Here is a 22,512-nt window from a genome sequence, read left to right on the forward strand (position 1 = left end):
AGTGATCGCGTACGGCAGAATCTGCGGGCGATGCACGCGGCGACCATCCTCACCGCGCTCGCCGACCTGGCCCCGGCCGGTGCCGAGCGGATCCTCGACGTGGCCGGAACCGGCCGACCGCTGGTCTGGCTGCCGGAACCGCACCGGGGCCCACGCGGCGCACGACTGGACCGGCTCGCCGCGCTGGACGCCCTGCACCGCGACGAACGGATCCTCCGCCTCGGGCTGGCCTTCCTGGTCGGCACCGCCGACCTGGACGGCACGCGGCGACGAATCCGACTCCCCCTGCTGGCCCAGCCGGTACGCCTGCACCGCGGCCGGCGCGACTACCGGGTCGTGCCAGCCGGTGACCTCGAACTGACCCCGCTGATCGAGGACCGGGAACTCGCCGCCCGGCTGGAGGCCGCACCGGGGCTGGCCGGACCCGGCTGGCTGACGGCCCCCGGCACCACCGCCTGGATCACCGCGGCGGCCGAGGCCGTCGGCGCGAAGGTGACCAGGGTGCAGGCGCGACCGCCACGTGGCGTCGACGACGACGTCATCGGGGTCGCCGCCGCAGCGCTCTTCGTCACCCGCGACGTGTTCGCCGGTCGCCTCCGGGACACCCTGTTGAGCTGGGCAGGCCGGCCCGGGCTGGCGGACACCGCCCTGAGCCGGCTCTACCTCGGCAGCGACGGCGCCACGGATCCGACCGAAGACGACCACGGCGACGGGGACGAGGTGCTGTCGCCGCTGCCGCTGAACGCCGCGCAGCGGGACGTGATCCGGCGGACCAGGACGGCACAGGTGGTGGTGGTCTCCGGTGCACCGGGCAACGGCAAGAGCCACGCCCTGGTCGCCGCCGCACTGGACACCGTGGCGCGCGGCGGGTCGGTACTGGTGGCCACCCAGTCGACCCACGCCGCCGAGGTGCTGGGGGAACTGCTGCGCCGGCATCCTGGCCCACCACCGGTGCTCTTCGGTGACGCGGAACGGCGCGGGACCATCGCCACCGAACTCGCCGGAGGCGTCGCCGTCGGGGTGGACGACGCACAGCTGCGCCACGACGCCAGTGCCGTGTCGGCCGCCCGCGACCGGGTCGACGGGGTCCGGGCCGGCATCGCCGCCGCGCTGGAACAGGAACGCCTCGCCGCCACCCTGCCCGACTGGCAACCGCTGCTGCCCGCCCTGAGCCACGACGTCCCGGCCGTGTTCCAGCCGGACACCGACCTCGACGCGATCCGCGCCGCCCTGCACGCCGCGAGCCGAGCCGGCGAGCGCTGGTGGTCCCGGTGGCGCCGGTCCCGCGCCGCCCATCGACTCCACCGGCTCACCGGCGCCGGCCCGGCCGTACCCGTGTCCCAGCTACGGGCGGCCGTGGACGCCGCACACGCGGTACGTGCCGCCGCCCGACTGTCCGCCAACGGCGGCACCGACCTGACCGCCGCCTGGCGCGCGCTGGCCGAGGCGGACATCGCGCTCGCCCAGGCGGTCGGCACGGCGCTGCGGAACCAGACCGCCAGCGCGCGACGGTGGACCGGAGACGCCCGGCGCGCCGCCAGCGGCCTGGGCACCGCACTGCGGGCCGGACGCAACCGCCGCCGGGAACTGCTCGCCACGCTGGACGCCGAGGCGCTGGTCCGGGCGCTGCCCCTGTGGGTGGGCACGGTGACCGACGTCGAGGACCTGCTGCCACCGGCGGCCGGCATGTTCGACCTCGTGGTGCTCGACGAGGCGGCACACATCGACCAACTGCGGGCCGCTCCGGTGCTGGCCCGGGCCCGCCGGGCACTGGTCGCCGGCGATCCACGGCAGCTACGGTTCGTGTCGTTCGTCGCGGACGCCGACGTGACCGCGACGCTGCACCGGCACGGCTTGGACCACTACACCGACCGGCTCGACGTACGCCGGGCGAGCGCCTTCGACGTGGCGGCCGGCGCCGCACCCGTGACCTGGCTCGGTGAGCACCACCGCTGCGCGCCGCACCTGATCGGCTTCTCCGCCCGCCGGTTCTACGACGACCGGCTGGAACTGGTCACCCGGCACCCCGGCAACGAACGGGCCGACGCCATCGACGTGGTGACCGTCGCCGACGCCGCCGTCGCCGACGGCGTCAACCAGGCCGAGGTGGCGACCGTGCTCGACCTGGTCGCCGCCCTCGCGGCCCGCCCCCCGCAGGGCGGCGTCGCGGTGATCAGCCCGTTTCGCGCCCAGGCCGACGCGGTGGAGACGGCGCTGCTGGCGGCGTACGACGTCGACGAGATCGAACGGTTGGGCCTGCGTACCGGGACCGTGCACGCGTTCCAGGGCAGCGAGGCGGACGTGGTGATCGCCACGCTCGGGCTGGTCGACGACGACCCGACGGCCCGGCACCGGTTCGTCGCCGAACCGAACCTGTTCAACGTCCTGGTCACCCGGGCCAGGAAACACCTCACGGTGGTCACGTCGCTCCGGTCGCCGGAGGGCATCGTCGGCGACTACCTCCGGTACGCCGGACAACCGCTGGACGCCACCCAGGCCGGAGCGCTGGACACGACCTCTGCCGGACCGCCGGACACGACCGGGACGGGAGCCGCCAAGCAGGAGTCCTGGACCCGGGCGCTCGCCGTCGAGCTGACCCGGATCGGGCTGGCCGTGCGGCCCGCCTACCCCGTCGGCCGCTGGCGGGTCGACCTGTGCGTCGGCGACCACGGCCCGGTCGGCCTCTGCTGCGCGGTGCATCCGGACGGCGTTGCGGCACACGTGGAGCGGCAACGCACCCTGACCCGGGCCGGCTGGCGACTGTACGACGCGTTCGCCAGCCGCTGGGCCGACGACCCGATCCGCGCCGCCCTCGACCTCGCCACCCGCATCCGCGACGCCGGCAGCGGTCACAGGTAGGCGAACCGGACCGGTTCCTGACGTACTGTCGGGCGCGAATACGGGGCCAGCATGGCGGGTCCGTGACCGTGGTTAGACAGCTTTAAAGACGGTGTCCAGGTGCCATTCGAGGTACTCGGCGTTGGGTCGGTCTATCCGCCGTTCCGGGAGTGCGATGGACGTCCCGGCCCTTGCGTAGAACTGGTCGCCGTTGCCGAATTCACTACGCAACCGAGGGCTGACCATCAGTCGGAACTTGGGGTCCACACCAAGATATCCCCGGTCGAAGAGGATATGCACGTCCGACTTGAGCAGCAGGCCGTTGTCGATCCGGTGCTCCCCGCCCTGCGGCAACGGCCGGATGTGAGCCGCCTGCAACACCGGCTGGACCTTGTTGCCGGTGATGGCGCAGCGCCGTCCGTAGGCACCCAGCACCACGGCTTTGAACGACTGCTGACCAAGGCGCTGCGGCACGAGGCGCGGGTCACCGTATACCGGCCCGGGCCGGTGCCAGGGCTCGCTGAAGTCCACTTCAATGGCCACCCCCAGCAGGCGGTGCAACAGGACGTCGAAGTACCCGGCCGCGGACGGGTCGGCGAGATTGTACGTCTTGCCCTGCACCACGTTGGACGCGAATCCCGGTGGTGGGCCAACCGCCGAGTCATCGGGGAAGAAGACGCTGTCGCGGACGAAGATGCAGCCGATGACCGGATCCTCGTCGGTCCCAATCTGCTGCTTGCGGTACCGGCCGACGCTGCGACGCATTTCATCCAAGCTGGCGACACCGTTGGCCTCGCCGAACAACTCCCACGCCTCGGAGATCCTCAGCCGAACGAAACCGCTGAAGAAGCCTCCGCCAACAACGTGATTGAGCGGGTAGTGGGCCTTGAAAAAGAAGGGTTCGCCGGGCGTCAGAGCACGGAAGCCGCCGCCGGAGGGTCGCCAGAAGTTGACCTCGGTGAGGCCAGGTCGCTTGGCCAGGAACCGGTACCACTTCTCGTCCGTCACGCCGACGAAAGCCTTCACATCGGTCAGACTGCACCGGTTTTGATCTACTCGCTACCCTCCCAACGGTCGGTTCTCGCCGGACGCCGACGTCAGGGCTCCCGCATCCAGAGCTTGGGATCATTGACGAATACGCCCTTGCCTTGGTGTCGCCAAATGACCCGAAGGGCCTCCAGCCGCACGTAGACCTGCTTGACCGTTGACGGGCTGACGTTGTACCTCGCTGCGAGTTGCGCGATCGAGGGCAGCTTGTCACCCGGCGTGAGCTTCTTCGCTCTGATGTCGGCGACGATCTGATCGGCGATGCGGATGTAGTCGGCGGTAATCGGCATGACCTTCCCCTTGCGCGGCATGCCAATTCGATCACGCAATGACACTCCACAACAACTCACCGTTTGACTAGGATGACTGGGACAGCTAAGTTGATTCCTGCCTCTCCCCTTGCGTGGCAACAAGGAGCAGAGGCATTCCCCCTGGTCGGGGCGGGTGCGCGTGCCCGTCCCGACCCACAAGGCTGCTCTGTCGTCGTACCGCCGAACTGGGCTGCGGCGGCCGAGCGGGCGGGCCGTGCGGACGCCGGCCACGCACGGCCCGCCCTTCCAACCGCACCACACCTTCGCGCTTCCGACTATCCGGAGAGGACCCACGTGGCCCAGGTGTATCGAGGTGGCCGGCCCTTCGGGACCGGCTATCCGACCCGGCTGACCCCGCACGAGGTGCGGACCCGCGCGTTCGACCCGCGTCGTCGTGGGGTCGACGCCGATCAGGTACGCGAGTTCCAGGCCACGGTCGCCGACGAGCTGGCCGACCTGCACCAGGAGCTCCGCCGGCTCGCCCAGGAGAACGACCGGCTCAAGCGGACGCTGCGCGACTGGCAGTCGATGCATGCCCGGCACTGCCGACCACCGAACCAGGGCCCCTGGTGACGGTACGCCCCGAGCCCGGCGACCTGCTCCGGATCGACAGCCGCGCCTCGGTGCAGTTCGCCGGCAGGCGAGCGCTGACCCTGCGGGTCGTCTCGGCCAGCGACCGTCATGCGTACGACGGGTGGATCTGGCTGACCGGATACGTCATCGACCGGCGCGGCAACGCCACCGCCAAACGCGAGGTCTATGTCCGACTCGCTGGCCTGCGCGCCGCCCCGGAGTCCGCGCCAGCCGCTCGGACGGTACGCGGCACGGCACGGCAACGGCCCTGGCGGGGGCCGTTGGTCGGGTCGCTGTCGTCCACTGGGCAGGCGTCGTTGTCTCCGCCGGCCGCCAGACGTGCCTCCGCGCACCAGCCCGCGACGAGTGGTCGGGCCAGGTGAGGCTGCGACTCTCTGCGTCCGTGCCGGTGCCGGGTCAGCCCTGGTGGGCTGCGGCGGGTCGGCGGGCCGCGAGGATGGCCAGGGTTTCCCGGCGTACGGTGTCGGGCTCGTTGATCAGGCGACGATGGGCGAAACGGACCACCTGGATGCCGATCGTTGCCAGCAGCGCGTCCCGGCGCAGGTCGATTTCGCGCTGGCGCGGGTCGCCGTGGGTCGTCGCCCCGTCGAGTTCGATGTTGACCTGTTCCCGCTCGGCGAACAGGTCAAGGTACATGGTGCGGCGTCCGACGGTGATCCGTACCTGCCGTTCGAAGGCGGGCATTCCCGGGCCGACGAAGACGTGCTCGTGTCCCCAGATCTCCAGCGGGCTGCGGCAACCCTCGGCCAGCAGGGTCAGCAACATGCACAGCGCGGCCCGGTCCGGCAACGTCGACGCGGCACGCAGGGTCGATGCCATCCGCTTCGGTGTGGTCAGCCGCGCGTTGACGGCCCTGATGATCGGCTCCCGTCGCTCGGCGGGCGACAGCATCGGCCACGAGTCGACGAGGGCCTGCTCGACGCGGGTCACCGGATGTCCCTGGCGCACCACCACCTGCGGCGGTTCGACGGTGAAGCCCCGTCGTCGGTGCACCCGTGCACCGGGCTGGCCGCGCAGGCCGCTGTCGAACGGCACGCTGAGATGCAGCGGCTCACCGTCCGCGGGGCGGCGTAGGCCCCACAATTCGAGCGCGGTGAGGTGACTGAACGCAGCCCGGCCCCGCGTCCACGCGCACACCGCACGGCGGGCCACGAACGGGTCGAGTCGGTTGAGCGCGGGAACCTGCTGTGGCCCGCGAGCCAGCAGGTGCGCCGCCACGAACACCCCCGGCAGCACCCGCACCAGGTCGCCGGTCCCACACGCACGCTGAAGAATCCACCGCGGCACCACCTGCTGGACCCCGGTCCGGGTCACCACACCGCCGCCCCGCGCCACCAGTTCCCGAAGCACCCCGTTCACGCCGCCGACCGTGCCGCCCCACCCACCCGCTCCGCCACCCCTCGGGACGCCGCCTGTGGACAGCCACCCCACTGTGGAAAACCCCCACAACGCCACCAAATCTGCTACCAAACCCACCACGCCGGACCCCGGGACTAGGAGCTGTGGCAGTGAAGGTGGACCGAGTTCGGCGTGTCGAGCGCCAGGACTGCCACAGATCGAGAGACGTCACCTGGGTTCGGCGTCAGCGGCGGCGGGCGGCGGGCGGCGGGCGGCGGGCGGCGGGCGGCGGGCGGCGGGCGGCGGGCGGCGGGCGGGGATGGTGTCGCGGGTCCGCCGGATCGTGGGGACGATCCGATATAAGGGACGGATGGAGTTGCCGCCGTATCTGGCCAGCATGCCGATGCACGCGATCACCGAGATGCACGGTGAGGCCGGGCTGCGGGAGCGGTTCCGGCTGGAGATCGAGGGGTTCGGTGCCGCGGAGCGGCAGCGGCTCGACGAGGCGTTTCATCTGGCCGCACGACTGCACCGTGATGATCGACGGTCCCGGGAGCCGTACGTCAATCACCTGCTCCGGGTTGCGATCCGGATGCTGCACCACTATCAGGTACGCGACGTCGACGTGATCGTCGCCGGGCTGCTGCACGACGCCGTCGAGGATCATCCCGCCGAGCTGGCCGGCGGCGGGGGCGACGCCGAGAATCTGACCGAGGCGGCGTTGGCGGTGCTGGCCGGGCGGTTCGGGGTACGGGTGGCGCGGCTGGTCGCGGCGGTCACCAACCCGCCGTGGGATCCCGGGCGCGACCGGTACGAGCAGTACCGGGAGCATGTCGCGGCCAGTCTCGAACGGGAACCGTGGGCGCGGGTCATCAAGATCTCCGACTTCACCGACAACGGTGTGGGGGTGATCCATTCGGTCGGCCCGAAGGTCGAGTCGTCGGCCCGCAAGTACCGGCCGTTGGTGCCGGTGTACCGCGACCTCGTCACCCGTGCCGACACTCCCCTGCCCGAGGCGGTCAAGCGACACATCCTGGACCAGCTCGACCTGGCCGAGCAGCGCTTCAGCGCCATCCTCGACCAACCCGCGCACCCCGCCTGAAAGCCTTCCGATCGACGCCGCGTAGGCCACACGAGTGACGCTGCGATGCCGCGCCGAGGTTGCGCCAGGGCACGTGGAACACGTCGCCGCCGGAGACGACGACGCCCCTGATCCGTCCGGGCCCTCAGCTCGACAGCGCGCGGCACACAGGGCGTGGACGCCCGCGTCACCCCACCTGAGCAGCACCGTCCGAACCCCGAGTCCGCCTCGGTAGAAGCCGTCCCGTGCTGTTGGCTCGATGCAGCAATGCCGTCCGTCGCCGGACAGCCTGGCCACGGCGGGCGCGGATCGTCCACCCGTCGCGGGTGCGTCCACGCTGGGTAGGATGCGGTGATCTAGGCGCTTTCCGACGACCTCTCCGATAGGAGCTCCGGCATGCCCAGCCCGCCCCCTGATCGGCGGTGACGGTGAATCCGCTGACCCAGTTGTCCCTGGCCGAGCTACGGCGACGCACCAGCGTCAAGTGGCGCCAGTACGCCGACGACGTGCTGCCGCTGTGGGTGGCCGAGATGGACGTCCCGCTGGCCGCGCCGGTCGCCGAGGCACTGCACGACGCGGTCGGGCGCGGTGACACCGGGTACGCCTGCGGGACGCACTACGCCGAGGCGCTCGGCGATTTCGCGGCCCGCCGGTGGGGGTGGTCCGACCTGCCGGTCGACCGTACGACCCTGGTTCCGGACGTGATGCTCGGCATCGTCGAGGTGCTCCGGTTGCTCACCGGTCCCGGCGACGCGGTCGTGGTCTGCGCACCGGTCTACCCGCCGTTCTACGCCTTTGTCAGCCACGCCGACCGGCGGGTGATCGAGGCACCGCTCGGCGCGGACCAGCGGATGGACACCTCGACGCTGGAGGAGGCGTTCCGCCGGGCCCGCGCGGACGGTCGCCGGGCGGTGTTCCTACTGTGCAACCCGCACAACCCGACGGGCGTGGTGCACCGCCGCGACGAACTCGAAGCCGTCGCCGACCTCGCCGGCCGGTACGGGGTGCGGGTGGTCTCCGACGAGATCCACGCCCCGCTGGTGCTGCCGGGGGCGCGGTTCACGCCGTACCTGACGGTGGCCGGTGCCGAGGACGCCCTGGCCGTGCTGTCCGCCTCGAAGGCGTGGAACCTGGCCGGATTGAAGTCGGCGCTCGTGGTGGCGGGCCCGCAGGCGGTCGCCGACCTGCGGCGGATCCCGGAGGAGGTCAGCCACGGGCCGAGTCATCTGGGCGTCATCGCGCACACCGCCGCGTTCCGCGACGGCGGTGAATGGCTGGACCGGCTGCTGGTCGGACTCGACCACAACCGCGAGCTGCTGGGAATGTTGCTGGCGCGGCACGCCCCGGCCATCCGGTACCACCGTCCCGAGGGCACCTACCTCGCCTGGCTGGACTGCACCGCACTCGGCATCGACAGTGGTCCGGTCGGCGACGAGCCGGGGGTGGTGACCGACGTCGCCGGGCCGGCGAAGCTGTTCCTCGACCGCGGGCGGGTCGCCCTCAGCTCCGGGCATGTCTTCGGCACCGGCGGTGCCGGCTTCGTACGGCTCAACTTCGCCACCGCACCGGACATCCTGACCGAGGCGGTGACCCGGATGGGCCGTGCTGTCGCCGAGCACCACGCGACGGCCGGTTAGGGCTGCGTCGCGGCGGGGGCACGGTCAGGCGAAGAACCCCTCGCGCAGGTTGATGCCGTGTTCCAGCCACGCCTTGAGGCAGCAGAGCATCTGGGTCCAGCCCTGGCAGTTGCCGTACGAGGCCTCCTGGCCCTCCGGGGTGGGCCGCCACCCCTGCTCGGCGATGGTAACCAGGGTTTTGTCGTCGCCGAGTGACTCGAACTCCATGGTGACGGTGGTGAAGTAGGACGCTCCGCTGACCGGGGTGTCGGTGGTGGACTGGGCGCCGTCGGCGGCCTCCCAGCGCAGCACGATCCGCCGGTCCTGCTCCACCTCGACCACCTCGACCGGGAAGGCTCCGGGGAAGTCGGCGAAATCCCAGGTGACCGTGGCGCCGGTGACCAGCCGGCCCTTCGCGCCACCGGTGGTGAAGTACCGGGAGAGCTGGTCGGGGTCGACCACCGCTTCGAACACCTCGTGCACCGGGCGGCTGATCCGCCCGGCGATCTTGAATCGCAGGTCCACGGCGTTCCCCTCTCACATCCTCGACATGTTATAGCTTTATAACATGTCGAGTCGCCAGGGAGAGCGTTCCGGCCCGGAACCGGTCGACGAGGACCGCGTCTTCAAGGCGCTGGCGTCGTCGACCCGCCGACAGATCCTCGACGCGTTGAAGAACCAGCCACGCACCACCGGTGCTCTCTGCGAGCGGTTCCCTCAGCTGGACCGCTGCACGGTGATGCAGCACCTGCGGGTGCTGGAGGCGGCCGGGCTGGTCATCGCCCAGCGCAAGGGCCGCGAGCGGTGGAACCACCTCGATCCGCTACCGATCAAGCACATCCACGACCGGTGGATCGGCGACTACGCCAGCGCCGCAGTGGGAATGCTGGCCACCCTCAGATACGACCTCGAAGGCCGTGCGCCCGGCCACCGGGCAGGGTGACCGCCGTACCGGCGCCGTCAGCCGGCGGCCGTCACGAAGACACAGAACGGGTGCCCCTCCGGGTCGGCGTACACCCGGAACGGTTCGTCGGGGCCGGCCAGCCGGTCGGCCAGCAGGCGACCGCCGAGGGCGAGCACCCGCTCGTGCTGCGCCACCAACTGCTCGACAGAGGTCACGCTGAGATCCAGATGCAGCTGCTGGGGCACCGGGCCGTCCGGCCAGCTCGGTCGCGGCAACGAATCAACCTGCTGGAAGGCCAACTGCGGGCTGCCCTCCGGGGTCCTCAACACCAGCCAGTCAGCTCCGCGCTCATCGACCTGCCCGGGCTCGGGCGGCTCGTCGCCGGGCCGGTAGACCAGGCCCAGCAGCGCCCGGTAGAACTCCGCCAGCGACCTGGCGTCGGTGCAGTCGAGCACCACCTGACACAGCCTGGGAGTGTTCTCCCGCTCGACCATCCCGGGTCACCTCCGACATAGGTGGGAAACGCGGCTCGGTCAGTCCCGGCTGGGTGCCGGCCCGTTGTCGTTGAACCGGAAGCTGCTCGTCGGCGGCCCGTCGCCCAACTCCTCCAGGATCAACCCGGCGTCCCGTGACGTCCGCAGGTACGCCGCGTTGTTGCTGATCAGGAACCCCTCATCCGCGTCGGCGGCGGTGATGGCGAACTGCTGTCGTGGCTCGTCCTTCCGACAGGCGGCGCCCTCCACCAGCAGCGGCCGGCCGCCACCGGGGTTGCGGACCTGCCAGCAGACCGGGTCGCCGGTGCCGGGGCCACCGCCGGCCCCACGGTACGACCAGATCAGAAAGTCCTGCCCGCCCAGCGGGGTCGGCACGAACAACTGCCGACCACTGTCGTCGTCCACCTCGGCCAGGCGGCCGTCGTCGGTCAGCGACAGTCCGGCCTCGAAGCCGTCCATCCGGGTGATGGTGATCTGGCGGGTGCCGGACAGCACCGCCGGAGTGGCGGTCGGCTCCGGGCTGGCCGACGTCGACGCCGTGGGCATGGGCACCGTCGTGGTGGTGGCCTCGGCGATCGGTGAACCCGTCACCGTCGGCGAGGCGGAGACGTCGTCGGTGCCACCCGGGTCACCGCACCCCACGGCGCCCACGGCCAGTGCCACCACCCCCGCCGCGGCGAACCGGCTTCGCTTCGACATTCCTCGCTCCCCATCCCGGCCCGTGCAGGCTTTCCGGTCGGCGCACCGCCCCGGGGCCGTCCTCGTTGATCGACGTACCCGGAAGGCCGCACGGGTATGCAAGGGAGCTGATCGAGGCGGTCCGGCGCCCCGACGCGCGATATCGATGCATACCCGGTATTCTCGCGTGTCATGCGGTCTGGACCCGACAACCGACACGTGGCGCTCGCGGCGGTGCTGGGCGGCATGCTGCTCGGCGCCGTCGACTTCATCTGGATCAAGTACGTGCCGTATCCGGTCGGCAACCTCGGCAACTCCAGCGCGGTGTGGGCGGTTGCCGCCTTCATCTTCGGCTGCTGGGTCCGGTCGGGCCTGCTGCGCGCGGCGGCGGGCGCCGCTGTCGCGCTCGTGATCGCGGTGCCCGGCTACTACGTCACGGCGGCACTCGTGCAGGGCGACGACTGGGCCGTGCTGTGGGCACCGACATCCCTGCTGTGGATGTGTTTCGGTGTCCTCGCCGGGGTGCTCTTCGGCATCGCCGGGACCTGGGCACGCGGCACAGGCTGGCGACAGGTGGTCGGACCGGCACTGCCGGCCGCCGTGCTGTTCGCCGAGGCGGGGCTGGAGATTCGCCGGATCGGCGACCCCAACTACGGCGACGACCCGATCTGGGACGCGCTGATCAGGATCGCGCTCGGCCTGCTGGCCCTCGTCCTGGCCGCGCGGACGAACCGGCAGCGGGTACTGGCCCTCGCCGCGGCGGTGCCGCTGGCGCTGGCGGGCCTGGCGGCGTTCCTGCTGGCCGGGTTCCGCTGACCCAACCAGACTGCGCACCTCAGGCCAGTGACAGGAACAGCTTCTCCATCTGTTCGAGGTTGGCCTTGCGGTCCTCCCCGGCGGAGCCGCTGACACACTGCTCCAAGCCGCTCGCAATGATCTTGAATCCGGCCCGGTCCAACGCGCGCGAGACCGCCGCCAACTGAGTCACCACCTCGGCGCAGTCACGCCCGTCCTCGAGCATGCCGATGACGCCGCGAATCTGACCCTCGGCACGGCGCAGTCGCTTGACCACATCACCGACCGCGTCCTCGTCGACCTGCATCTCCCACCCCTCCCGGCTCGTCGAACAACAGTACACCGGGGGGTATTTCCCGACGCCCGGCCGCGAGCCGTTTGCCGTTCGCCGATTCGTGGTCAATACTCGAATCAGATACCCCCTAGGGTATATCACCGAACCTGAGGATGGAGTGTCCGTGACCGCCAGGAGCAGTTCCCCGACCATCGACGTGCCCACCGCACGAGCCCTGATCGCCGACAACCCCGACGTGTTGATCGTCGACGTGCGCACCCCGGGCGAGTTCGAGACCGCACACGTGCCGGCCTCGATCAACCTGCCGCTCGACCAGGTCGACGCGCACCTGGGTCGGATCGTCAACGACGCGGGCGGCCGGATCCTGCTGATGTGTCAGTCCGGCAACCGGGCCACGGCGGCCTGCACCCGGCTGGCCGACGCCGGTCTGACCGACGCCACCGTCATCACCGGCGGCATGAACGCCTGGGTGGCCGCGGGTGGCCCGGTGGAGCGCGGCCGGCAGCGGTGGAGCCTGGAACGCCAGGTCCGCCTCGTCGCCGGCGGGGTCGTGCTGCTCGCCGTCGTCGTCAGCGTCTGGGTGCCCGCCGCCCGATACGTGGCCGGTCTCGTCGGCGCCGGCCTGACCTTCGCCGCCCTGACCGACACCTGCGCGATGGGCGCGATGCTGGCCCGGCTCCCCTACAACCGCGGCGCCGGTTGCGACGTCGACCGGTCCCTGGCCCGGCTGCGCACCGAGCGGCACCAGGCATGAACGGTACGCAGTACCTCCGACCGGACCGCGACGGCCTGGCTCGGGTGGTGCCCCTGCTCGGATGGCTGCGCCACTACGACCGCCGCACCCTGCGCCATGACCTGATCGCCGGGCTGACCGTGGCGGTCATGCTGGTCCCGCAGAGCATGGCCTACGCCGCCCTGGCCGGCATGCCGCCCGTCGCCGGCCTCTACGCCTCGGTCGTGCCGCTGCTGGTCTACGCGCTGCTGGGCAGTTCCGGATCACTTGCCGTCGGGCCGGTGGCCATCACCGCGTTGATGACCGGCACCGCGCTGGCTCCCCTCGCCGACGGCGACCCGGCCCGGTACGCGGCCCTCGCCGGCCTGCTCGCCCTGCTGGTCGGCGCGATCCAGGTGCTGATGGGGGTGCTGCGGCTCGGCGCCCTGGTCAACTTCATGTCCCACTCGGTGTTGTCCGGCTTCACCTCCGCCGCGGCGATCGTGATCGCGGCCAGTCAGGTGAAGGACCTGTTCGGGCTCGACGCCGGGCGGGCGGAGACGTTTCCGGCGATCGTCGCGTCGCTCTGGCGGTCGGCCACCACGATTCACCCGTTGACCGTCCTCGTCTCGCTGGCCAGCGTCGCCGGTCTGCTGCTGGCGCGTCGACACCTGCCGAAGCTGCCCGGTGCCCTGCTCGTGGTGGCCGGCGTCACCGTGGCCAGCGCCGCGTTCTCCCTCGGCACACACGGCGTACGGATCCTCGCCGAGGTTCCCGGTGGGCTTCCCGCCCCGACCGTTCCCGCCCTCGGCGGCTCGGACGTGACGGCGTTGCTGCCCTCCGCCGTGGCGATCGCACTTGTCGCCTACCTGGAGGGCATCGCCGTGGCCAAGTCCCTCGCCGCGCGGGCCCGCCAGCAGGTCAGCCCCAACCAGGAACTCGCGGCGGTCGGCTCGGCGAACGTCGCGGCTGGTCTGTTCCAGGCGTTCCCGGTGGCCGGCGGTTTCTCCCGCAGCGCGGTGAACTTCTCCGCCGGGGCCCGGACGCCGCTGGCCAGCGTGGTCACCGCCGTGGTGGTGGCGCTGACCGCGGTGTTCCTGACGCCGGCCTTCCATCACCTGCCCAAGGCGGTGCTCGCCGCGATCGTGGTGGTGGCGGTGCTCGGACTGGTCGACCGCCGGGCCGCGGTGACCGCGTGGCGGACCCGCCGCTCGGACGGCCTGACCCTGGTCCTCACCTTCGTGGTCACCCTGCTGTTCGGGGTCGAGCCCGGTCTCGCCGCCGGCGTCACCTTCGCGCTGGCGATCTTCCTGTGGCGTTCGGCCCGGCCGCACCTGGCCGAACTCGGCCGGGTGCCGGGCACCCAGACGTACCGCAACGTGACCCGCTACACCGGACTGGTCACCGACCCTCGGGTGGCGATCGTCCGGGTGGACGGACCGCTGTACTTCGCCAACGCCCAGTTCCTGGCCGACCGCCTGCTCGGCCTGGCCGAGCGCCGGCCGGAGCTGACGGCGCTGGTGCTCGACGCCAGCGCGATCGGCGACGCCGATGTCGACGGTGCCCATGCCGTCGCCGAGCTGCACGAACGCCTCACCATCCGGGGTGTGGCGCTGCACCTGGCAACGGTCCGTGGGCCGGTACGCGACCTGCTCGCCCGGGCGGGTGTGTGGCAGACGGTGCATGGCGCCGGTCGGGTGCACCCCGACCTGACCGCCGCGCTGGCCGCCGTGGACGGCCGGGCGGAAGAGCGGCTGGTCGACGCGGCCGCACGGCCGCCGTCACCCCAGGAGGTGTTGTAGTCGTGTCCGATCGGTTCGCCACCCTGCTCAGCTGTATCGACGGCCGCATCCAGCGCCCTCTCGACGAGTGGGTGCGACGGCATCTCGACGTCGAGTACCTCGACACCATCACCGAGCCCGGACCGGAGGCGGTGCTGGCCACGACGGGTGAGGCCCGGCTGGACGCGCTCCTGGCCAAGGTGCGGGTCTCGCAGCGCGCGCACGGCAGCGCGACCCTGGTCGTCGCCGCACACTCCGACTGCGCGGGGAACCCGGTGAGTCTGACCGAGCATCATCGCCAGCTGCGTACCGGCCTGTCCCGGCTGGCCGGACGGCTGCCGGGCACCCGCCTGCTGGCCGTGCACGCGGGCCGATGCGGCCACCGGTGCTGGACACCGGAACTCGTCGCGGAGGTGACGCCGCCGGAGAGCGGCCCGTAGCCCTTTGCCCATCATATACCCCCAGGGGTATACATGACCTATCAGCCGTACCGTCCGTGAAGGAGCTGACCATGCTGTTCACCCAGTACTACCTGGACTGCCTGTCCCAGGCGTCGTACCTGATCGCCGACGACACCACCGGCCGGGCGATCCTGGTCGACCCGCGCCGCGACGTCGAGGAGTACCTCGCCGACGCCCGGGCGCGCGAGCTGAGCATCGAGGGCGTCATCAACACCCACTTCCACGCCGACTTCCTCGCCGGCCACCTGGAGGTGGCCGCGGCGACCGGCGCCTGGATCGGGTACGGCCGACGCGCCGAGACCGAGTACCCGATCCGCAAGCTGACCGACGGCGACCGGATCAGCCTCGGCGAGGTGACCCTGCAGATCATGGAGACGCCCGGCCACACCCCGGAGTCGGTGAGCGTGCTGGTGTACGAGCACGCCGACGACCCGGTCCCGTACGGAGTGCTGACCGGTGACGCGTTGTTCATCGGCGACGTGGGTCGACCCGACCTGCTCGCCTCGCTCGGCGTCACCGCCGACGAGCTGGGCAGCATGCTCTACCACAGCGTGCACCACAGGCTGATGACCCTGCCCGACCAGGTGCGGGTCTTCCCGGCCCACGGCGCGGGCTCGGCCTGCGGCAAGAATCTGTCGACCGAGCGGCAGTCCACGATCGGTGAGCAGCGCCGCACCAACTACGCCTGCGCACCGATGAGCGAGGAACAGTTCGTCGCGCTGGTCACCGGCGGTCAGCCGGCGGCACCGGGATACTTCGCGTTCGACGCGGTGCTCAACCGTAAGGCCCGCGAGCTGTTCGACCACGCCCGCCGCCCCGCCCGGCCGCTCACCCCCGCCGAGTTCCTCGCCGCCCGGGCCGACGGCGCCGTCGTCGTCGACACCCGTGACCCGCACGAGTACGCCGCCGGGCACGTTCGTGGCGCGCTCAACATCCCCGCCGACGGCCGCTTCGCCGAGACCGCCGGCAGCGTGGTCGCCCCGGATCGCACCATCCTCGTCGTCGCCCACCAGGACCGCGAGGAGGAGATCGTGACCCGCCTCGCCCGGATCGGCTTCGACCATGTCGCCGGTTACCTGCGCGACCCCGAGCACGCGTTCCGCGAGATGCTCGCCGAGCTGACCCCGGCCAGCCGGGTCACCGCCACCGAGCTGCGCGACGCCCTGGACCGGCCCGAGCCGCCGCGCGTACTCGACGTGCGCAACGCCGGCGAGCGCGAGCAGGGCGCCATCGACGGGTCGCTGCACATCCCGCTGGCCGAGCTGCCCGGGCGACTCGCCGAGGTGCCCGACGACCGGCCCGTCGTCGTGCACTGCGCCGGCGGCTACCGCTCCTCCGTCGCCGCCAGCCTGCTGCGGGCGGCTGGCCGTACCGACGTCTCCGACCTGCTCGGCGGCTACGGCGCCTGGCAGGCGCTACGACAACCCACCGCGGCCTGAGCCCTGACCGGGTGCGGGCGGGGCCGCCGCTGTCGCGGTCACGCCCGCACCGGGCAGCATGAGAGACCCGCCCTGCGTCAGGTCAGCAGCCGGAGCGCCCGTTGGCGGATGTCGACGTAGCGCTCGTACACCTCCGGGGTGCCGGCGGCGGCGACCTCCTCGGCCACGACCGGCCACTGTGGCGGTTCGGCCGCACCGGACAGCGCCCAGGCCGCCTGACGCGCCGCGCCGAGCGCGACGTACTCGCCGGGGCTCGGCACGCCCACCGGCGTGCCGAACAGTGCCGGCGCGATCGCCCGCACCGCGCGTGACCTGGCCGCGCCACCGACCAGTAGCACCCGGTCCACCGGAATGCCCTGGGCCCGCAGGGCGTCGAGGGCGTCGGCGAGGCCACCGAGCATGCCCTCCACCGCGGCCCGCGCGAGGTTCGCCGCCGACGCGTTCGTCCGGGTCAGCCCGGCGAGCAGACCGCGGGCGTCGGGCAGATTGGGCGTGCGTTCCCCGTCCAGGTACGGCAGGAGCGTCAACCCGCCCGCGCCGGGCGACGCCGACAGCGCCAGGTCGTCGAGTTCGGCGAGTGACCGGCCCAGCAGGTCGGCGACGGCGACCAGCACCCTTGCCGCGTTGAGCGTGCACACCAGCGGCAGGAACCGGCCGGTCGCGTCGGCGTAGCCGGCCACCAGCCCACTCGGGTCGGCGGTCGGCACCTCACTCAGCCCGAACGCACACCCCGAGGTGCCCAGCGAAACCACCACGTCGCCGCTTCGCAGACCGACCCCGAGTGCCGCGCCCATGGTGTCGCCGGTGCCCGCCGCGAGTATCGCCCCGGACGCGGTCTCGCCGACCGTCTCGGCAGGCCCGGCGACCCGGGGCAGCGCCACGTCCCGACCGAAGGCGAGCCGCACCAGGTCTCGCCGGTACTCCCCGGTCGCCGGAGACCAGTACCCGGTGCCGGAGGCCTCACCGCGATCGGTCGTCGGCTCTCCCCCACCCGCGCGCAACCGGTGGGTGAGCCAGTCGTGCGGCAGCAGCACCGTGCGGGTCCTAGCCGCGAGTTCCGGCTCGGCGCGGGCGAACCAGCGCAGTTTGGTGACCGTGAAGCTGGCCACCGGAACCAGCCCGACCGCGTCGGCCCAGGCCTGCGGGCCACCGAACTCGTCGGTGAGGTCGACCGCGGCGCGCGCCGATCGGGTGTCGTTCCACAGCAGCGCGGGACGCACCACCTCGCCTGCCTCGTCGAGGCAGATCATGCCCTGCTGCTGCCCGCCGACGCCGATGGCGGCCACCCCGTCCAGCAGCCCGGCACTCGCCCGCTCGAAGGCGGCCCACCACAGGTGCGGGTCGACCTCGGTCCCGTCGGGGTGTGCGGCACGACCCTCACGGAGCACCTCCCCGGTGTCCGCGTCGCACACCACGACCTTTGTCGACTGGGTGGACGAATCCACGCCGGCAACCAGTGCCATCGCACGCTCCACAGGGTCCGGTGCCGGTGGGTGGCGGCACTCGACCGATGTTGTCGAGGCCGACTCTACGGGCGTCGACCAAACGCTCGGCTTGGCCAACGTGGTGACCGCCACCGACCGCGTCGTGCCGTCGCTCCGAACGGTCACGCGGCTCGCGCGCCGGGCGACGGGTACGGCTCCCGAAAGGTGAAGGCCTCCGGCGACGGGCCGGCGGTCAGCAGTTCCAGCCGTTCGGCGGCCTCGGTGATGGTGGGCAGGACGCCGGCGGGAATCCACCACAGCACGAGGTGGGGGCGGTCGAGTGGGACGAACCACTCCCGCCGCCGGCGCATCGGCTCCAGGTGCGCGGTGCGGTACACGAAGCCGCGCAGTGCCTCGACCGACTGCCAGACGGTCAGGTTCACGATGATGTCCGGTCCGAAGGGCCGCAGCGCGGTGGCGTCGCCGGACTCGTCCTGCAGTCGCCAGACGTAGCCGGGCGACCGCTCGGCCAGGCCGTTGATCTCCGGAAGTTGGGCGACGAAGTCGGCGAGTTCGGGGCTGTCGATGGGGGCGCGCAGTCGGGCGATGTTCAGTTGCGCCAGATGATGGTCGGCCATGCGACCAAGCCTATGTTCTATGTCAATCCTGATTGTTTTTAGACCGGATCACGACGCAGCACCCGGTCGGGCCGGGGTCGAGCCGGACGTCCCAGCCACGATCGCCCACCAGACCGTCGAGCAGCGCCAGGTTCAACCCGCAGACCAGCGCGGGATACGCCTCGGCCAGCGCGTGGAAGGGACAGTTGCGCAGTCGGATCGTCTGGTCGGCGTCCACGAACGGCTCGTAACCGAGTGTCCCCAGGCGCGCGAACACCTCGCCTCCGGCGAGCTTCGCACCCAGCTCGCGCGCCGCCGCGTGGACCGCCGGTTCCACACCGGACCGCTCGACCGCACTCGCCAGCACATCGGCCAACAACCGGTAGTCGCGCGGCGGCAGCGTCACCGCGTGTTCGGCCGCCGACCGGCGGTACAACTTGGCCGGCCGGCCCGCACCCGGCCCACCGCTGCGCGGCGCGTACGCCGTCTCCAGCAGCCCCGCCTCGGCCAGCTTTTCCAGGTGGAAGGCCGCCAGGGTACGGCCGATGGCCGTCGCCTCGGCCACCTCGTTACGGCTCACCGGCTCCGCCCGCGCGACCACGTACTCATAGACTGCCCGGCGCACCGGCTCCCGCAGCGCCCCGATGGCCTCCAACGACATGCTGCCGACGCTACCCGCCCGAGCACGGTCACCGGCCGAGGCCGCGGCGACCGGCCAGGGCCGCCGGTCCGGGCGGCGGCACCGTCAACATGTCCGGGTACCGCACTAGTCTGCCCGTCATGGCGAGCGCTGAACTGGATGAGTTGATCGTCGCGGACGCCGACGCGCTGCGTACCTGGTTGTCGGCCAACCACGCCACCTCACCCGGCGTCTGGCTGGCCCTCACCAAGAAGGGCGGCTCGGTCACCACCCTCACCTGGCAGCAGGCGGTCGACGAGGCCCTGTGCTTCGGCTGGATCGACGGGCAGGCCCGGAAAGGGGATCACCAGACCTCCTGGATCCGGTTCACCCCGCGCCGGCCGCGCAGCTCCTGGTCACAGCGGAACGTGGCACACGTCGCCCGGCTGGAGGCGCAGGGGCGGATGCAGCCACCGGGTCGCGCCGTCGTGGAGGCCGCGAAGGCGGACGGCCGGTGGGCGGCCGCGTACGCCCCACCGTCGGAGGCCGAGGTGCCGGCCGACCTGCTCGCCGCCATCGCGGCCGACCCCGCCGCCCAGGCCATGTTCGACGTCCTCACCAAGACCAACCGGTTCGCCCTCATTTACCGGCTCAACGCCGTCAAGCGGGCCGAGACCCGCGAACGGAAGATCGGCGAGTTCGTCGCCATGCTGGCCCGCCACGAGACGTTCCATCCGCAGAAGGCCCGGCCCGCACCGGCGGACTGAATTCCTCGAAAAAATCTTGGCGCACCTGTCGATCGGGGCTGGTCCTCTTCGTAGCTGTGGTGAGAGCCCGGCACCGAGCCGGGACACACGCCTGGAGGGCACGATGAGCACCACCGCGAACACGACCCGCGCCATCACGTCGACCATCGGGACCGGCGTCGTCGCCACGGCTGCCGCCAGCGCCGCCACGATGGCCGTCGCCGCCGCCGGCAACGCGGCGGGCATCAGCCTCGACATCGGCGGAGCCCCCATCCCGATCACCGGGTTCGGCGTGCTGACCGCCGTCTTCTCGCTGCTCGGCGTGGCCATCGCCGCGCTGCTGTCCCGCTTCGCCCGGCATCCCCGGCGTGCCTTCGTCCGTACGACGGTGGTGCTGACGATGCTGTCGCTGGTGCCGGACGTGATCGTCGACGCCAGTCCGGCGACCAAGGCGCTGCTGATGTTCACCCACCTGGTCGCGGCCGCGATCGTGATCCCCGCTGTCGCGCGCCGCCTGGCCGCCTGACCACACCCAACCATCGAACCACCGGAGGATCGTCATGAAGCAGTACCTGCTGTCCGTGCACTTCGTCGAGGGCGCGCCGGAGCCGACCGAGGAGGAGATGCAGACCGTGTTCCGGGAGACCGCTCTGATCAACGACGAGATGCAGGCCGCCGGCGCCTGGGTCTTCGGCGGCGGACTCCGGTCGCCGGACACCGCCACCGTCGTCCGGAACGAGAACGGCGCCACCACCATGAGCGACGGGCCGTTCGCCGAGACGAAGGAACACATCGCCGGCTTCTGGGTCATCAGGTGCGCCGACCTGGACGAGGCCCTCGCCTGGGCCGAGAAGTGCGCGGCGGCCTGCGGCCCGGTCGAGGTACGCCCCTTCGACGACCTGTCCCAGGCCTGAACCGGACCGGTCACCCGAAATGGACCTGGCGAGCGTCTACCGCGCGGAGTACGGCCGCTGCGTCGCCACCCTGACCCGCCTCCTCGGCGACCTGCACCTCGCCGAGGAGGCGGTCCAGGACGCCTTCGCCACGGCGGTGCAGAAGTGGCAGACCCTGCCGCCGAACCCGGGCGCCTGGATCGTGACCACCGCCCGCAACCGGGCCGTCGATCGGCTCCGCCGGGAGACGACCCGCGAGGCCCGGTACGCCGAGGCCCTGCTGCTGCACCAACAGGACGAACCCCAGGAGGTGGGACCGGTGCGCGACGACCAGCTACGACTCATCTTCACCTGCTGCCACCCGGCGCTCGCCCCAGACGCGCGTACCGCCCTCACGCTCCGCCTGCTCGGTGGCCTCGACGTGCCGGAGATCGCCCGGGCCTACCTGATCCAGGAGGCGACCGTCGCCCAGCGGATCGTGCGGGCCAAGAAGAAGATCCGTGACGCCGGCATCCCGTACCGGGTGCCCGCCGAACACGAGTTGCCGGATCGGCTGCCGCCCGTGCTCACCGTGCTCTACCTGATGTTCAACGAGGGCTACACGACCACCGCCGGGCCGCTGATCAGAACGGACCTGTGCACCGAAGCGATCCGGCTCGCCCGGGAACTCGCCGCGCTGATGCCCGACGAACCCGAGGTGCTCGGCCTGCTCGCCCTGCTGCTGCTCACCGAGGCGCGCCGACCGGCCCGGCTCGGCCCGGCCGGTGACCTGGTGCCGCTGGCCGACCAGGACCGGTCGCTGTGGGACCGGACGCTCATCGCCGAGGGCCACGACCTGGTCCGCCGCTGCCTGCGCCGCAACCGGCCCGGGCCCTACCAGATCCAGGCCGCGATCGGCGCGGTGCACACCGACGGTGCCGCCACCGAATGGCGCCAGGTCCTGGCACTGTACGACCAACTGTTCGCGCTGGTACCGACCCCGATCGTCGCGCTCAACCGCGCGGTCGCGGTGGCCGAGGTACACGGACCGGCGGAGGCCCTCGCCGCATTGGCAGAGATCGACCTCCCCGGCTACCACCGGCTGCCCGCCACCCGCGCCGAGTTGCTGGCCAGGCTCGGCCGCGTCACCGCCAGCCGGGCCGCCTACGACGAGGCCATCGCGCTGGCCACCAACGACACCGAACGCACCCACCTGGAACGGCGTCGCACCGAACTCACCCGCACGAGGAGAACAGCATGATCGTCACCTACACCTTCGACGTCTTCTCCAGCCTCGACGGCTTCGGCACCCACCGTGGGGACTGGGGCGGCTACTGGGGCAAACAGGGCCCCGAACTGCTCGCCCACCGCCTCGCCGCGTACCGCCCGCGGCAGCGCATGGTCTTCGGCGCCGACACGTACCGGATCTTCGCGCGGTTGCTGGCCGAGAGCACCGACGAGTCCGAGGTACGGGACGCCTGGGTCACCCAGATGCGCCACCTGCCGGCGACGGTGGTGTCGTCCACCCTCGACGGGCCCCTCGACTGGCCGGACGCGACAATCGCGCGCGGCGACGCCGTCGACGTCGTCGCCCGGCTGAAGGAGGAGTCCGAGGTGCCGCTGCGGTCGCACGGCAGCCTGTCGATGAACCGGGCACTGATGGCCGCCGGACTGGTCGACCGCGTCCAGGTGACGATCTTCCCGGTGATCACGGGCCAGACCGGCACCGAACCGATCTTCCAGGACGCGGCCGACTTCGACCTGGAGCTGATCGAGAGTCGGACCCTCGACGGTCACATCCAGGAACTCGTCTACCGTCCCACCCGGCACGGCTGACAACGCGGCCACGC

Annotated in this window: 26 protein-coding genes; 16 read left to right on the top strand and 10 right to left on the bottom strand. The window is 71.7% G+C overall.

From position 1 onward, the window contains the following. The first annotated feature begins 30 nt into the window (after positions 1–30). Positions 31–2,859 (top strand): AAA domain-containing protein, encoded by a 2,829-nt coding sequence (locus O3597_RS14070; RefSeq protein WP_281604416.1) that lies wholly within the window; start codon positions 31–33, stop codon positions 2,857–2,859. A 72-nt stretch (positions 2,860–2,931) separates the two neighbouring features. Here O3597_RS14070 and O3597_RS14075 read toward each other — a convergent pair whose 3' ends face one another. Next, positions 2,932–3,864 carry an HNH endonuclease gene (locus tag O3597_RS14075; RefSeq protein ID WP_281604417.1) on the bottom strand — a complete coding sequence of 311 codons (933 nt, stop codon included), beginning with the start codon at positions 3,862–3,864 and terminating at the stop codon, positions 2,932–2,934. A 71-nt stretch (positions 3,865–3,935) separates the two neighbouring features. Beyond that, positions 3,936–4,175: a winged helix-turn-helix domain-containing protein gene (locus O3597_RS14080; protein ID WP_281604537.1), complete on the bottom strand. Its 240-nt coding sequence runs from the start codon at positions 4,173–4,175 to the stop codon at positions 3,936–3,938. Between the two features lie 315 nt (positions 4,176–4,490). Between O3597_RS14080 and O3597_RS14085 the strand changes: the two genes are divergently transcribed. Next, entirely contained in the window at positions 4,491–4,769 is a 279-nt protein-coding gene (locus O3597_RS14085) for a DivIVA domain-containing protein (protein WP_281604418.1), read from the top strand. Further along, on the top strand, positions 4,766–5,152 hold the full coding sequence (locus tag O3597_RS14090) for a hypothetical protein (RefSeq protein WP_281604419.1): 387 nt from the start codon (positions 4,766–4,768) through the stop codon (positions 5,150–5,152). The genes O3597_RS14085 and O3597_RS14090 overlap by 4 nt, the downstream gene beginning before the upstream one ends. A gap of 34 nt (positions 5,153–5,186) precedes the next feature. On the opposite strand, the gene O3597_RS14095 is transcribed toward O3597_RS14090, so the two are convergent. Then, complete coding sequence (locus tag O3597_RS14095; protein ID WP_281604420.1) at positions 5,187–6,149, bottom strand: DUF559 domain-containing protein; 963 nt, start codon at positions 6,147–6,149, stop codon at positions 5,187–5,189. A gap of 349 nt (positions 6,150–6,498) precedes the next feature. Here O3597_RS14095 and O3597_RS14100 point away from each other — a divergent pair, with 349 nt between their 5' ends. Beyond that, on the top strand, positions 6,499–7,230 hold the full coding sequence (locus tag O3597_RS14100) for an HD domain-containing protein (RefSeq protein WP_281604421.1): 732 nt from the start codon (positions 6,499–6,501) through the stop codon (positions 7,228–7,230). 401 nt (positions 7,231–7,631) lie between these two features. Continuing rightward, complete coding sequence (locus O3597_RS14105; protein WP_164450220.1) at positions 7,632–8,846, top strand: MalY/PatB family protein; 1,215 nt, start codon at positions 7,632–7,634, stop codon at positions 8,844–8,846. Between the two features lie 24 nt (positions 8,847–8,870). On the opposite strand, the gene O3597_RS14110 is transcribed toward O3597_RS14105, so the two are convergent. Next, on the bottom strand, positions 8,871–9,350 hold the full coding sequence (locus O3597_RS14110; protein WP_164450221.1) for an SRPBCC family protein: 480 nt from the start codon (positions 9,348–9,350) through the stop codon (positions 8,871–8,873). Between the two features lie 43 nt (positions 9,351–9,393). Here O3597_RS14110 and O3597_RS14115 point away from each other — a divergent pair, with 43 nt between their 5' ends. Next, positions 9,394–9,768: a metalloregulator ArsR/SmtB family transcription factor gene (locus O3597_RS14115; protein WP_281604422.1), complete on the top strand. Its 375-nt coding sequence runs from the start codon at positions 9,394–9,396 to the stop codon at positions 9,766–9,768. A gap of 17 nt (positions 9,769–9,785) precedes the next feature. Here O3597_RS14115 and O3597_RS14120 read toward each other — a convergent pair whose 3' ends face one another. Both O3597_RS14120 and O3597_RS14125 read right to left on the bottom strand, forming a co-directional pair. After that, positions 9,786–10,223 carry a VOC family protein gene (locus O3597_RS14120; protein WP_164450223.1) on the bottom strand — a complete coding sequence of 146 codons (438 nt, stop codon included), beginning with the start codon at positions 10,221–10,223 and terminating at the stop codon, positions 9,786–9,788. Positions 10,224–10,262: 39 nt separating this feature from the next. Continuing rightward, on the bottom strand, positions 10,263–10,922 hold the full coding sequence (locus O3597_RS14125; RefSeq protein ID WP_281604423.1) for a hypothetical protein: 660 nt from the start codon (positions 10,920–10,922) through the stop codon (positions 10,263–10,265). Positions 10,923–11,093: 171 nt separating this feature from the next. On the opposite strand from O3597_RS14125, the gene O3597_RS14130 reads away from it, so the two are divergent. After that, entirely contained in the window at positions 11,094–11,717 is a 624-nt protein-coding gene (locus O3597_RS14130) for a DUF6518 family protein (RefSeq protein WP_164450225.1), read from the top strand. Positions 11,718–11,736: 19 nt separating this feature from the next. Here O3597_RS14130 and O3597_RS14135 read toward each other — a convergent pair whose 3' ends face one another. Beyond that, on the bottom strand, positions 11,737–12,003 hold the full coding sequence (locus O3597_RS14135; RefSeq protein ID WP_099846331.1) for a metal-sensitive transcriptional regulator: 267 nt from the start codon (positions 12,001–12,003) through the stop codon (positions 11,737–11,739). Between the two features lie 151 nt (positions 12,004–12,154). On the opposite strand from O3597_RS14135, the gene O3597_RS14140 reads away from it, so the two are divergent. The 4 genes from O3597_RS14140 (at position 12,155) to O3597_RS14155 (ending at position 16,384) form a co-directional block, all read left to right on the top strand. Continuing rightward, the gene (locus O3597_RS14140; protein ID WP_281604424.1) at positions 12,155–12,745 is read left to right on the top strand and encodes a rhodanese-like domain-containing protein; all 591 of its coding nucleotides are present in this window, start codon (positions 12,155–12,157) and stop codon (positions 12,743–12,745) included. Then, positions 12,742–14,505, top strand: coding sequence for a sulfate permease (gene sulP, locus O3597_RS14145; RefSeq protein WP_281604425.1), 1,764 nt, complete (start codon positions 12,742–12,744; stop codon positions 14,503–14,505). The genes O3597_RS14140 and sulP overlap by 4 nt, the downstream gene beginning before the upstream one ends. A gap of 2 nt (positions 14,506–14,507) precedes the next feature. Continuing rightward, positions 14,508–14,924 carry a carbonic anhydrase gene (locus O3597_RS14150; RefSeq protein ID WP_281604426.1) on the top strand — a complete coding sequence of 139 codons (417 nt, stop codon included), beginning with the start codon at positions 14,508–14,510 and terminating at the stop codon, positions 14,922–14,924. Between the two features lie 71 nt (positions 14,925–14,995). After that, positions 14,996–16,384: an MBL fold metallo-hydrolase gene (locus O3597_RS14155; RefSeq protein ID WP_281604427.1), complete on the top strand. Its 1,389-nt coding sequence runs from the start codon at positions 14,996–14,998 to the stop codon at positions 16,382–16,384. 77 nt (positions 16,385–16,461) lie between these two features. On the opposite strand, the gene xylB is transcribed toward O3597_RS14155, so the two are convergent. The 3 genes from xylB to O3597_RS14170 form a co-directional block, all read right to left on the bottom strand. Next, complete coding sequence (gene xylB, locus O3597_RS14160; protein ID WP_281604428.1) at positions 16,462–17,847, bottom strand: xylulokinase; 1,386 nt, start codon at positions 17,845–17,847, stop codon at positions 16,462–16,464. A 143-nt stretch (positions 17,848–17,990) separates the two neighbouring features. Continuing rightward, on the bottom strand, positions 17,991–18,446 hold the full coding sequence (locus O3597_RS14165; protein ID WP_164450121.1) for a DUF3291 domain-containing protein: 456 nt from the start codon (positions 18,444–18,446) through the stop codon (positions 17,991–17,993). Between the two features lie 22 nt (positions 18,447–18,468). Beyond that, positions 18,469–19,086 carry a helix-turn-helix domain-containing protein gene (locus O3597_RS14170; RefSeq protein WP_281604429.1) on the bottom strand — a complete coding sequence of 206 codons (618 nt, stop codon included), beginning with the start codon at positions 19,084–19,086 and terminating at the stop codon, positions 18,469–18,471. A 119-nt stretch (positions 19,087–19,205) separates the two neighbouring features. On the opposite strand from O3597_RS14170, the gene O3597_RS14175 reads away from it, so the two are divergent. From O3597_RS14175 to O3597_RS14195, 5 genes are all read left to right on the top strand, one after another. Beyond that, on the top strand, positions 19,206–19,811 hold the full coding sequence (locus O3597_RS14175; RefSeq protein ID WP_164450119.1) for a YdeI/OmpD-associated family protein: 606 nt from the start codon (positions 19,206–19,208) through the stop codon (positions 19,809–19,811). Positions 19,812–19,914: 103 nt separating this feature from the next. Continuing rightward, the gene (locus tag O3597_RS14180) at positions 19,915–20,316 is read left to right on the top strand and encodes a DUF6069 family protein (RefSeq protein WP_164450118.1); all 402 of its coding nucleotides are present in this window, start codon (positions 19,915–19,917) and stop codon (positions 20,314–20,316) included. Positions 20,317–20,350: 34 nt separating this feature from the next. After that, positions 20,351–20,704, top strand: a complete 354-nt coding sequence (locus O3597_RS14185; RefSeq protein WP_164450117.1) for a YciI family protein — start codon at positions 20,351–20,353, stop codon at positions 20,702–20,704. Positions 20,705–20,723: 19 nt separating this feature from the next. Continuing rightward, positions 20,724–21,923, top strand: a complete 1,200-nt coding sequence (locus O3597_RS14190) for a sigma-70 family RNA polymerase sigma factor (protein WP_281604430.1) — start codon at positions 20,724–20,726, stop codon at positions 21,921–21,923. Next, complete coding sequence (locus tag O3597_RS14195) at positions 21,920–22,498, top strand: dihydrofolate reductase family protein (RefSeq protein WP_281604431.1); 579 nt, start codon at positions 21,920–21,922, stop codon at positions 22,496–22,498. Before O3597_RS14190 ends, O3597_RS14195 begins: the two co-directional genes overlap by 4 nt. Positions 22,499–22,512 lie beyond the last annotated feature (14 nt).

Origin of the sequence: Verrucosispora sp. WMMA2044, assembly GCF_027497155.1 — a bacterium.
Classification (GTDB): Bacteria; Actinomycetota; Actinomycetes; order Mycobacteriales; family Micromonosporaceae; genus Micromonospora; species Micromonospora palythoicola.